Source organism: Flavobacterium sp. 90 (assembly GCF_004339525.1).
Taxonomy (GTDB): domain Bacteria; phylum Bacteroidota; class Bacteroidia; order Flavobacteriales; family Flavobacteriaceae; genus Flavobacterium.
Window position 1 is genome coordinate 3477715 of sequence record NZ_SMGE01000001.1, and the last position, 12239, is coordinate 3489953.

General features: G+C 32.4%; 13 protein-coding genes. 2 read left to right on the forward strand and 11 right to left on the reverse strand.

Going from position 1 to position 12239, the window contains the following annotated elements:
- Positions 1–20: 20 nt before the first annotated feature.
- From C8C83_RS14620 to C8C83_RS14670, 11 genes are all read right to left on the reverse strand, one after another.
- Positions 21–737 carry a 3-ketoacyl-ACP reductase gene (locus C8C83_RS14620; RefSeq protein WP_121329182.1) on the reverse strand — a complete coding sequence of 239 codons (717 nt, stop codon included), beginning with the start codon at positions 735–737 and terminating at the stop codon, positions 21–23.
- Positions 738–849: 112 nt separating this feature from the next.
- Entirely contained in the window at positions 850–1437 is a 588-nt protein-coding gene (locus C8C83_RS14625; RefSeq protein WP_121329183.1) for a phospholipid scramblase-related protein, read from the reverse strand.
- A gap of 302 nt (positions 1438–1739) precedes the next feature.
- Positions 1740–3869, reverse strand: a complete 2130-nt coding sequence (locus C8C83_RS14630) for a VWA domain-containing protein (protein ID WP_121329184.1) — start codon at positions 3867–3869, stop codon at positions 1740–1742.
- 35 nt (positions 3870–3904) lie between these two features.
- Entirely contained in the window at positions 3905–4876 is a 972-nt protein-coding gene (locus C8C83_RS14635) for a hypothetical protein (RefSeq protein ID WP_121329185.1), read from the reverse strand.
- Between the two features lie 2 nt (positions 4877–4878).
- Complete coding sequence (locus C8C83_RS14640; RefSeq protein ID WP_121329186.1) at positions 4879–5379, reverse strand: sigma-70 family RNA polymerase sigma factor; 501 nt, start codon at positions 5377–5379, stop codon at positions 4879–4881.
- A gap of 305 nt (positions 5380–5684) precedes the next feature.
- Complete coding sequence (locus C8C83_RS14645) at positions 5685–6311, reverse strand: hypothetical protein (RefSeq protein ID WP_121329187.1); 627 nt, start codon at positions 6309–6311, stop codon at positions 5685–5687.
- 9 nt (positions 6312–6320) lie between these two features.
- Complete coding sequence (locus C8C83_RS14650) at positions 6321–6791, reverse strand: hypothetical protein (RefSeq protein ID WP_121329188.1); 471 nt, start codon at positions 6789–6791, stop codon at positions 6321–6323.
- A 307-nt stretch (positions 6792–7098) separates the two neighbouring features.
- Complete coding sequence (locus C8C83_RS14655; RefSeq protein ID WP_121329189.1) at positions 7099–7521, reverse strand: hypothetical protein; 423 nt, start codon at positions 7519–7521, stop codon at positions 7099–7101.
- Positions 7522–7526: 5 nt separating this feature from the next.
- Positions 7527–7880 (reverse strand): hypothetical protein, encoded by a 354-nt coding sequence (locus C8C83_RS14660; RefSeq protein ID WP_121329190.1) that lies wholly within the window; start codon positions 7878–7880, stop codon positions 7527–7529.
- 24 nt (positions 7881–7904) lie between these two features.
- A complete protein-coding gene (locus C8C83_RS14665) occupies positions 7905–8741 on the reverse strand; it encodes a hypothetical protein (RefSeq protein WP_121329191.1) in 837 nt (278 codons plus the stop codon).
- Between the two features lie 24 nt (positions 8742–8765).
- Positions 8766–9416, reverse strand: coding sequence for a hypothetical protein (locus C8C83_RS14670; RefSeq protein ID WP_132011795.1), 651 nt, complete (start codon positions 9414–9416; stop codon positions 8766–8768).
- Between the two features lie 229 nt (positions 9417–9645).
- Here C8C83_RS14670 and C8C83_RS14675 point away from each other — a divergent pair, with 229 nt between their 5' ends.
- Both C8C83_RS14675 and C8C83_RS14680 read left to right on the forward strand, forming a co-directional pair.
- The gene (locus C8C83_RS14675) at positions 9646–10527 is read left to right on the forward strand and encodes a PPK2 family polyphosphate kinase (protein ID WP_121329193.1); all 882 of its coding nucleotides are present in this window, start codon (positions 9646–9648) and stop codon (positions 10525–10527) included.
- A 195-nt stretch (positions 10528–10722) separates the two neighbouring features.
- Positions 10723–12174 carry a hypothetical protein gene (locus C8C83_RS14680; RefSeq protein WP_121329194.1) on the forward strand — a complete coding sequence of 484 codons (1452 nt, stop codon included), beginning with the start codon at positions 10723–10725 and terminating at the stop codon, positions 12172–12174.
- The last annotated feature ends 65 nt before the right edge of the window (positions 12175–12239 follow it).

Consider the following 12239-nt stretch of genomic DNA (forward strand, 5'->3'; position numbering starts at 1 on the left):
TAAATTTGAGATTTGTAGTCTTAAGGATTTGTAGACCAGATACTGCTGTTTTTTATAAAAACTCTGCGGTTTAATTTAAGTTGCGCAACGATCAATTCAGCAACATCTTCAGATTGCATTACTTTTTCAGGATTTCCATCAGTTAATTTTAATTCGATAGCTAAATCAGTTGCAACCGTACTTGGAGTTAAAGCCGTAACACGAATGTTGTGTTTTCTCATTTCGTGCATCAAAGAATCAGTTAATCCAAGAACAGCAAATTTTGACGCACTATAAGCACTCGTCAAAGCATTTCCGTTTAATCCTGCTGTCGAAGAAATATTGATAATATCACCTGTTTTTCTTTCGATCATATTAGGGATAACGGCACGAGTTGTATAATAAGTTCCCATTAGGTTCACCTGAATGATTTTCTCCCAGGCTGAAGGTTCTAATTCCAGAAAATTTCCAAAAGTACCAATTCCGGCATTATTGATTAAAATATCAATATGTCCAAATTCGGCTAGAGCCTTTTCTACAGCGCTATTTATAGAATTAATATCAGAAACATCAGCAGTTAAAGCCAATGATTTCACACCTAGTTTAGAAGTTTCAATTGCTAGTTGATCAATGTCAGTTTGAGTTCTTGCAATCAAAATCACGTTTACACCTTCTTCTGCCAATGCAATGGCGATAGCTTTTCCAATTCCTTTTCCGGCACCAGTAATTAGCGCATTTTTATTTTTTAAGTCTGTCATGATTTGTTTTTTAGAAATGCAAAAAGCATCATTTTAGTAACACAAAAATACAGTTTTTGCTTCCTAAAATGATGCTTTTAGCTATTTTCTTAATCTAAGTTTAACAAACTTTTTATTCTTTCAGAACCATATCGATGCACATTATAGCAGCAAGAATTAATTGTCTAAGCGGAGAATCCTGTGCTACGTTTTCTTCAATTTGTAGTACATAATTGTCAGCACTTGTAAAAAGCTCTTTACCCATTCCTGCCCATTTTTTGCTAACCTGAGCAAGTTGTTTATTTTCATGGCTGAATTTAAAATCCCATCCCGTCCATTTTCCTTGTAAAGTAGCAACAGGTTTTTCGTTTTTGTCTAAAATTTCAAATTTCCCACCAATAGTAAAGAATTTTTGTTTGAATGTTCCAACAAGACGATCTTTCTCATCAAAAATTTCAACAGTCGAACGAAAGATTGCAACGCCACGTTTTACAGAAATTATTTTCTCGCCGGAAGCCGTTGTGATTTCAATATCAAAAGGTGTCGCTCTTTTATATTCTGTAAAACGAAGTATTTTGGTAAAAAATCCGAGATTATTTTCTCTGCAATTCATTATGATTTGATTGCTTTCCGGATCGTAAATATCATAATTGTTAGCGGCTTTAAACATTCCAATGTGTTCTTTTACAAGAAATAAATTCTGATTTAAAATGGGATTCATGAAATTTTGTTTGAAAATTATTTATAAATATTTAGTTGATCTCTCTGAGCAGAGAATTTCAAAAGGAGACCAAATGTAATAAAATATCTATTAATATTAATCAAGAATTGAAATGTGCTGTTAGGTACTAAATATTGGTAGTCATATCGGTTCGAAATTCGTTGGCGTGCGGCAGGTACGCAACAATATCATAACCATTTCGTACCTACGGCACGCTGAATTTATTCTGTTTTTTTCTACCAATATTTAGTGCCTAACGGCACATTTCAACTTTCAATTATTGATCGACACTATTAATAAATCTATATCGCCGATTGAACAAGACGAATAAATTCGGCCTTATAACCTTCAGAATCTTTTGATAATCCTTGTTTTGCTAATTTTAGAATGTCATCAGACGATTTATTCGAAATAAGTTTTGAATCTCTCAATTTCAATCCAAACCATGCAACCGCAGTACTAAATTTAAAATCATCTGAAGCTTTGTTTAAAGCAACCGATTTGTTCTCAATTACATTTACCATTTCGATACTTTTATCGCCGTCAGGTTTTTTGTAGCGAAATTTTATTGTTGCAAGTTCATTACTATAATTACTTCCGGTTTCCTGTACTTTAGTATATTTTAAAGCATCAGGTTGTTGGTTCAGATAATCGCTTTCGACACCTGCCGGAATAATTTCGTATAAAGCCGTCACAGTATGATTACTTCCTAATTCGCCTGCGTCAATTGCGTCGTTTTTAAAATCTTCCGGACGTAGTTTTCGGTTTTCATATCCAATTAAACGATACGCCTGAACTTGTTTCGGATTAAATTCTATCTGGATTTTCACATCTTTTGCAATAGCAAACATCGAGCCTTTGAATTCTTTTCCTAAAAAACGATTTGCTTCCTGAATATTATCAATATAAGCATAGTTTCCGTTTCCTTTATCGGCCAAGGTTTCCATTTTACTGTCTTTATAATTCCCCATTCCGTAGCCCAGACAAGTTAAGAAAACCCCCGTTTTTCTTTTTTGTTCAATCAATTTTTCCATATCAGAATTTGAAGAACTTCCAACATTAAAATCACCATCAGTTGCCAGAATTACTCGATTGTTCCCGCCTTTAATAAAGTTCTCTGCAGCAATTTTATAAGCCAATTCTATTCCGGCGCCACCAGCAGTACTTCCTCCAGCTTGTAAATTTTCTAAAGCATCATTTATAGTTTCTTTCTCATCTCCGGAAGTTGGAGGCAAAACCATTCCGGCTGCTCCGGCATAAACAACGATTGCAACTTTATCTTTTGCTCTTAATTCGTTTACCAGAATCTTCATGGATTGTATTAATAAAGGCAGTTTGTTAACATCTTCCATAGAACCGGAAACATCAATTAAGAAAACCATATTTGAAGCCGGCAAATTCTCTGTAGTAATATTTTTTCCTTGCAAACCAATTCTAAGGATCTGATTTTTTGTATTCCAAGGAGAATCGCTTAATTCAGTATTGATCGAAAAAGGATGCTGATCTTTTGGCTGAGGATAATTGTATTTAAAGAAATTTACCATTTCTTCAACACGAACGGCGTCTTTAGGAACCGCTTGTCCATTATTGATGAAACGTCTGATATTAGTATAAGAAGCATTGTCAACATCGATAGAAAAAGTAGAAAGAGGTGCCGTTTTTGGGCTTTCGAATGCATTTTCTACAAAAGCGTCATAATCTTCCTGATTTGTCGAAACTGGTGGAGTAGGATGTAGAATATTCAATTTGGCATCAAGTTCTTTCTCCGTAAGATTTTTATAAATTCCGCTTTTAGTTTCTAAAACAACAACACCATTTGAAGCTTTATTTCCATAAACAGCTGTTGCATCTTTATCTTTTAAAACTTTAACATCCTGAACATCGTTTGGATTAATTTTAGCAAATTGTTCCGACTTTACTGGAATTCCATCAAGAATATACAAAGGTTCATTTTTAGCTAAAATTGGTGATGCGTCTCTAATTGCTTCATTTTGATTTGAATCGTATTGAACATATCCAGATGAAACAGCAACACCGGCAACTACACCCTTAGCCGTTTGGTAAGAAGCTTGAGTAGTTACTTTTCTATTTTTTTTCGAACCTGTATAAGCAGTAACGACAACTTCTTGCATATTTTGATTTTCTTCATGTAATTTAACATCGATAATGTTTTTGTCTGCAACAGTTTCTGTTTGAGATTTATATCCAATAAAGCTGAACAATAAAACATCGCCTTTTTTAGCCTTAATACTATATTTTCCGTCAAAATCACTATATGCTGCTATTTTTGTCTTTTTCACCTGGATTGTCACACCTGGAATTGCCTGTCCGCTTTCATCTGAAATCGTTCCTGTAATTGTTTTTTCCTGTGCTGATACTACGAAACATATAAGCATAGAAAGGGCTAATGAAATAAGTTTTACGTTTTTCATGGTAGTAATTTTTAAATTAAAAAAATGTTTTTTTGCTAGTTTTTAGCGGCTGGTTTTCCTGTTTTAGTAGTAATAATTACAACTCCTTTTTTTCCTTTTTCGCCATATTTTGATGTAGCTTCCAGATCTTGAAGTACAGTAATGGTTTTAATTTCCTGTTTGTTCAAAGGAGCATAAGGACTTGTTGGATTTGTACCAAATAAATCATTTTCAGAATAATAGATGCCATCAATAATATACAAAGGCTGATCTAATATAACTAGAGAGTCTACATTTTCCGGCTGTAAATTTGGAAGTTCTCTCTGCATCATTTTATCTCTCTTCTCATCGTCGCTATGAGACATTGCATTGCCGTTTAAAACAATTAAGGGTGCGCTTTTTTTAGCCATCGAAGCTTGTTTTTCTGCTGCATACGCAACTTTAGCAGATTCTCTTTGTACAATTTTTCCATATCCAAAATTTTGTACATCTTTTGCATTATCGGTTGTGGTTTCTTCTTCAACATTAGAATAACCGGATTGTGAAGATACTGGCGCGGCAATTTGACCCGCAACAGGCGCAGCAGCTACGTCTGCAGCAATAGCATTACTTACAGGAACTTGAACTTCTTGTAAAGCTACTTGTGGTTCGGCATTAATTGGCATTTCTATGATTTTTGCAGCTTCTTCTTTGGAAATTAATGGAGAATCTGTGGCAACAACAGCTTTATTTTTTTCTAAAACAGGATTCTGGATTGTTTCTTTGGAATCTTCATTTACCACAACTTTCGGATTTTGAGTTGTATTGATTTTGTCTGATTTCAGAAACTGAACTCCCAATGAGATTAATAATAAAAGTGAAGCAGCGATTGCAATTTTTTTCCATAGCGAAATGGCTTTTTTATCTTCTTTTTTGTCCAGTTTGTCTTCCAGACGCGACCAGACTTTTTCCATTCCTGGAAAGTCTTTTGATTCCGCGTTGTGTGCGGCATCTTTAAATTTATCGAATATTTTATCTTGATTGTCCATGACTACTTTGCTTTTTGATAATACAATTTGTTTACTAAATCCTTTAGCTTGGTTTTTGCGGCATTCAATTGTGATTTCGATGTGCCTTCGGAAATATTTAGCATTGCAGCTATTTCTTTATGTCCAAAACCTTCTATGACAAAAAGGTTGAAAACAGTTTTACAGCCGTCCGGAATATGGTTTAGTAAATTCAGTAAATCTTCTTCTTCTAAAGCGTTAACTTCTTCTGTAAAAGGTTGCGCAAGCAATTTGACATCATCAAGATACATGTTGAAATTTGTATTCTTCTTGATAGTTGCCAAACAATGGTTGACGGTTATTTTTCGCGCCCAAGCCTCAAAAGCCAGAACTTCTTTGAGTTGTTCCAGTTTTGTGAATATGGTGTAGAAAGCGTCAGCCATAGCCTCTTCGATTTCTTCTTCCTTTTTAAGGTATCGTTTGCAAACGCGATACAATTTTGGAGCCATATGCTCATAAACCTGACGCTGAGCATCGCGGTTCATTTTTTTGCAGTTAGAAATTAGCGTTTCGTTTATCACAATTGTTGTCTTTCTTATATAGAGAGATGAAAAGATAAAAAGGTTGGGAAGGCAGTGAAAAAAAGTTTTTTTAAGGCTCAGAGATACAAAGATACAAAGGTTTTTTGTACGCGTGTATTTTGTAGAGGCGCGTATTCTGTAGAGACGCACAGCAGTGCGTCTTTGGTTCATTATATTTTATGGTGTATATTCTTTGCGGGAGACGCACTGCTGTGCGCCTCTACATATATAGGAATGAATATATCTTCTTTATAATTAATTAAAAGAATTTATTCTCCTAAACAAATGTCATTATAGAATTCTACAATTTCATTAATTTGATTATAACCCAATTTATTATCTTTTATTCTTTTGACTAAAGAATCGCAGTCAGCAAAAAAACTTGTTGTCGTTTTTTTCCAATTCGAAAAAACTCCGGAATTTATATAAGTTGGATATTGATCTTTTTTTCTTTTTACATAGAATAATTCTCGATATTGTTCTGTTCGATAAGCATAACTATTTATGTTATTTGTGCCATGAGTTGATATTGCAGTTTTCTTTGTGATATTGGGATCTGTGAAAATCTGTGTTTTTTCCATTTTATAAAGATTAACTTCACCTTCAACAATTAGTTCAAGTAATTCCGGATCATCAAAAGAGTTTAGTTTAACGTATTCATAAGTTTGTACAATATCAAATCCAATAAATTTGATTTTACTCACATTTTCATAATCCCAAGAATCAGCTTTATCATCAGCAGAAATTTTGAATTTTATTTTGTTGTTTTTTAAAGAAGCAAGACCTTCGATTGAATCTCCGTCTTTAAAATAAATTATAGCATCCTGTGTTTGAGAATAAGTTTGAAAGCTTATAAAGAATAGGAGTATTAAAATGCTTTTGTAAAATTGTTTCATAAAATGCGATTAATTTTTATTTGCTGTAGTTTGATACCATTTCTCAATCTTTCTAATAGATTCTTCGTCTGTTTTGGGATTACAATTCAAACCTAAATTGATTTTTGTATTTGAGATATAAGAGTTTAAAAAAATTATTGCAAAACCTCCAATTTCAGCATCTTCAAATGAAAGAAAGGAGGAGTAAGTATGTTTATATCCACAACATTTTTCTTTGGATCTTATAATTGACATTAAGTATTGAACATCATTTGGTTTTACCCAATTTTCAGGAAAATCTCCATCCATTGTTACAATATTTATTTGGGTTTTATTATATCTCTCTTTAAAAAGTGTGATAAAGGATTTTGGGTTTAGATCTTTTGCATCTATAGTTTTAGAGTAGTCTATTTTTACTCTGTTTACTTTAAAATCATAAAACAAATAACCACCAATCAAAAGAATGGAAACTATTAGTAATGAAAGAATTATTTTTCTCATGGAAACGAGTATTATTTAATTAAGATTCTAAGTCACAAATATTCAAAACGTTGTTAGGGATGAAAAAATTATCAATACGGAATTCTATAAAAGTTCCAAAGGAACGAATTATATTGTAGGGATGGATTTTAATCCATCCTAACGGTTGATAGATAATCTTTGTCATTCCGAGGCACGAGGAAACTCCGTAAGTAGCTCGATAAAGATTCGCGATTTTGATTGTGGAGTTTCTTGCGGAGTTTCCTCGTGCCTCGGAATGACAAAAAGCAAGAAGGTCTTACTTAATAAGAAAACTCAATTTAAAAATCTATTGCTTCTCGTAACTCTTAATTGTATAAATTTTCCCTCCATTTAAAGTAAAATCAGCTAGATTTTGTTCTTTAATTTCTTCTAATTTCATTTTGCATTCAGGGCATTTTTTGAAAATTTTATTATTTTCATCACTATGGTTTTTCAAAAAAATCAAATTTTCTCTATTTATAATAAGTTTTAATCGATTGCTGATTTCATCTTCATTTAAATTACTGTAATTCTGAAATTCATGTAACGTCAGTTTGGTAATAAATAACTCTTTTTTTGCTACTTCAAAAACACCAATTATTCCAAGGAAATTCATTGCCCAGGAACTTCCGATTATTTTAAAGCATAAAGTTTCTAAATTGCAATTGAAGCACTTAAGATCTATAATCGTTCCGCTTGATATGTCTTCATCATTAAAATAAAATTTCATCTAATTTAAATGTGTTTTTCTAAAATCGTAAAAAAATCCTGCTTAAACTCTATATCTGATTCTTCGTTCTTTATTCTGAAAGTGCTAATTTCAGGGATTATTCCAATTGAGAAATCTTCTAAATCTGTACTTTTTAAAATCAAATTATAAATAGGCATTGACATTGTTGTAAATTTCTTGTTGTCATTTTCCTTAAAACTAAATTCTTTTAAAATACCAATAATTTTATTTTTGTTATCTGTATCAAGTAGAATTTCTTTTGGATTGACAACATCGTATTTATTAATGATTAACTGGGTAATTTTATTTATGTCAATTAATTTTTTTGACTCTAAAAAATCCAACAATAGTATTCCCATCCTTTTTTGATTTCTTTTATTATACTATTTAAGAGGCAAAGTCAATTTAAAAATCTTAGTTTCTAACAATTCAGTATCATTATCTTCACAAAGTAAAAACTCAATTTTATCATTTGATTTTTTGTAGAAAGTCAAACCTTCGAATTTATTGGTTGAAGTTATTTTTTGAGTGAAATCTATTTTCATGGTTTTAAGATCAATTCGACCAATGAAACTGCCAAGGATTTCGCCGTCGTCGTAGGTTGATTTTGTGTCTTCGGTTGTGGAAAGGAAATAGATTTTATCTTCGACTAAAATAGCATCAGTAAAACTGGAACGAATACCTTTTATTTTTGGAAGTTTATAATTGGTTGCAACCAATGCAAATTCTTCGCCGAGACTTTTAGCGTGAATCGTGAAAATCGTGTTTTTGTTTGAAATTCCGTTGCCGCGATTGAATAAATACCAGTTTTCGCCGTCGAAAATTGCGCCTTCGAGATTAAAGTCTTCCGGTTTTATTTCGCCAAAACTTTGCATTAAACCGTATAAATCGACCAAATTGTTTTTCTGTAATACAGATTTGTTTTTAAGATCAAACTCAATCATCTTGTTTCGGTTTTCTGTCGAACCGGAACCAAATACATATAAGGTATCGTTGTGATGTGTTAACGATTCAAAATCCGGTTTTAAGTTTTTTGGAATATTTTGCGTTGGATTGTCAATTAAAGCGTGTTGGTTTAATTGCTGATTTTGCATGTTGTATTCGTATAAATATCCGCTATTATCGCCTATGATATATAGTGAATCGTTATTGAAGAATAATCCTGATGCTGAACCGATTCCGATGATTTGAAATAATATTTCTAAAGTGAATTTTTCCATGAATGTTTTATTTTGTACTCTTTGTTATCTTGATTTTATCTTTTTAAATGTATTATTTTTTTCTGCTTCGGAAGTTATTTTTTCAAGAATGTCAACGATTAATTTACTTTTTAAGTTGATATTATTTTGGTAATTAATATTTATGAGTTTTTCGTCCTGTTTTTGTAAATCAAATTTATCAAATAGTTTTTGTGTTTTTTTTCCGTTTGTAATTATCTGTAAGATTTGAAAATATGAATTGCCTACGCCAATCGTATATTTTGTTTTCTTTGACTTTTCAATAGCTATATATTGGAATGGTTTAACTTTCTCATTTTCAATTATACTTTTATTAGAAGAATAAATTTCCCAAAAAGTATCATTTTCTATTAAGATGTTTGAATATTCGTAACAATAATTAATTTTTGAAAAATAGGTTTTTCCTTTTTCTTTCCAAAAGATATAAATAGGGTGATTTGTTAAATCATCAAAGCAAACTTCTTTACCGTCATCGGATGAATAATCTATAATTTTAAGATCTCCGGCATGAAAACTTTCATAAGCAAATAGAGTGTCTGTCTTTTGAGTTTTAATGAAATCTGAAACGAATTCATTAAGACTATGTTTTTGATTGGTTTGGGCATTTCCAGTGATTTTTACAAACAAGAAAAGTAAAATTAAAAGCTTTTTGGTCATTAAGAATTTTAGTGTTTGATAATGTTCTTTTGAAAATCATTGCCTAGCCCTGATAGTAATGAAAATACTTTGAGAAGAAATTGTGATTTTTTCTTGACGAAACAAAGCGACCAGCGGAAGCTCTTGTTATGGCTTAGAAAAATACAATTTATTGAAAAAGTATTGTAATGAATAGCAGGAATATGCTTCGTAAAATTACTATATTTACTATTATAAAAATTGATAAATTATGAAATCTATTGATCCGAAAGATTTTAAAGTTACAGATAAAATAAAGTTATCGAAGATTCCGACTTTGCTGGATATCGATGCTGATAGTGACGAAAAAGAAGCCAAACTAGATAAAGTGCAGGCTAAATTGAGTGATTTGCAAGATGTGATGTATGCACATAATAAGTATAGTGTTTTGATTTGCCTGCAAGGAATGGACACTTCGGGAAAGGATAGTTTGATCAGGGAAGTTTTTAAGGAATTTAATCCGCGTGGAGTTGTGGTGCATAGTTTTAAAACGCCAAATTCGTCTGAACTGGAACACGATTATTTATGGAGACATTATATTGCGTTGCCGGAAAAAGGGAAGTTTGCCATTTTTAACCGTACGCATTATGAGAATGTTTTGGTTACGCGTGTGCATCCGGAATATATTTTGGGGGAGAATTTGCCGGGAATTAATTCGGTTGATGATATCACACCAAAATTTTGGGAAAACAGAATTAAGCAAATCAATAATTTCGAAAAGCATATTTCGCAAAACGGAACTATTGTCTTAAAATTCTTTTTGCATTTGAGTAAAGAGGAGCAAAGAGAACGTTTGTTACGCCGTTTGGAAGAAGGAAAACACAATTGGAAGTTTTCGCCGGGAGATTTGAAAGAACGTGAACACTGGAAAGAATATCAGGAATATTATGAGGAAGCAATAAACAAAACGTCGACTGATTATGCGCCTTGGTATATTGTTCCTGCCGATGATAAAGAAATGGCACGATATATTGTAGCCAAAATTATCTGGGAAGAAATGCAGAAACATACGGATATTAAGGAACCGGAATTGGACGATAAGATTAAAGCCAATATCGAAATGTATAAACAACAATTGAAAAAAGAGCCATAAAGTAAGGCTCTTTTTTTTGGCTTATGTTAATGGTGTTTTATGAATGTTTTGTAGTACTAAATTAATGTTAATTTTTTTGGGGTCAAAATATGCTTTTTGACCATTGTCTTGTTTTTTTGATAATATCGAAGTGATTTTTAGTTAAAGTGTAAGGGGTTACTTTGTAAAAAAATAAAAATTAAACATTAAAGCGAGATGAAAAGAATTATTTTACCCCTTATTATTCTTGGATCGTTGATTACATCATGTAATAACGACTCTAAAGATCAGGATGAAACAACAAGTGTTGTATTAAAGGACCAATCTGTAACGCCAAGTTTGTTGAAGGCAAAATCAGGTTTTGAAGACTTAAAAATTTATTCTCTTTTTAGTTCAGATGATGTTTTTGCAGATAGTCCAAAATTTGTTTTTGGAGGTTCTGCTGATGGTTCAGGTTTGTTAAAAAATACTGATGGAACTTTTACTTTTTTAGTAAACAACGAAGACAATTTTGCGGTTTCAAGAATTACATTAGACAAAACATTCAAACCTACAAAAGGAGAATATTTATTAAATTCTAGTGGAGGAACCTGGAGACTTTGTGGCGCAACAATGGCTACACAAGCTGAGCACGGTTTTGGACCACTTTATTTAACTTGTGGAGAATCTGGAGAAGAGTCTCGTACACATGCTTTAGATCCTTACGCAAGCGCTGGTGGTGCATCTGTATCTAAAGAATTAGCAGGATTTGGTCGTTTAAGTGCAGAGAATGCTTTACCATTACGTTCTTCTGCTTACAAAGGAAAAACTGTTGTTGTAATTGGTGATGATGATTCTGGAACTTACGGAGGTCAGGTTTTTATGTATGTATCTAATACTGTTGGTGATTTGACTAATGGTACTTTGTATATGCTAAAAAGAAACGATGACAATCAAAGAGAAAAAGATATGGAAACAAGCAAAACTTATCCTGTATCTTTTGTAAAAATCGAAAACCACAAAACTTTAACTGGTGCTCAAATCAATGCTTCTGTAAATACTTTGAAAGCGGTTAAATTTGGTCGTGTAGAAGATTTAGATTACCGTAAAGGTGGTGACAACGCAGATCGTGAATTGTATTTTAATGTAACTGGACAAAATACAACCGGAACAAATGCTGATGCTTCAAGAACTAAATATGGTAGAGTTTACAGATTAAATCTTGATGCGGCTGATCCATTAAAAGGAACTTTAGAAGTTGTTCTTGACGGAGATAATCGTTCTGGAATTGCTGGTAAATTTCAAAATCCAGATAACATTTGTGTGACTAAAAACTATGTTTATGTTCAGGAAGATGCAAATGGATATGGTGACGAAACTCACGATGCTTATATCTATCAATACAATATTGCTACAAAAGATCTTAAAGTTGTAGTAGAATTAGACCACCGTCGTACTGCAACAGATGCTGCAAAATACAATGTAGGTGGAACTTCAAAATTTGGAGATTGGGAATATGGTGCTTTAATTGATGTTTCTGAGCAAGTTGGTATCGCTGATACTTTTATGTTGAGCGTTCAGCCACATACTTGGACTGGTGAGAAATACAAAAGCCCTGATGGAGGAACAAATCGTCCTAACGAACAACAAGCAAGTCAAATCGTAGTTATTAAAGGTTTAGCGAGATAAATTTTTAAAACGTTACAAAACAGCAATCCACTACTTCAGTTTGAGGTAGTGGTTTCTGTTTTTCT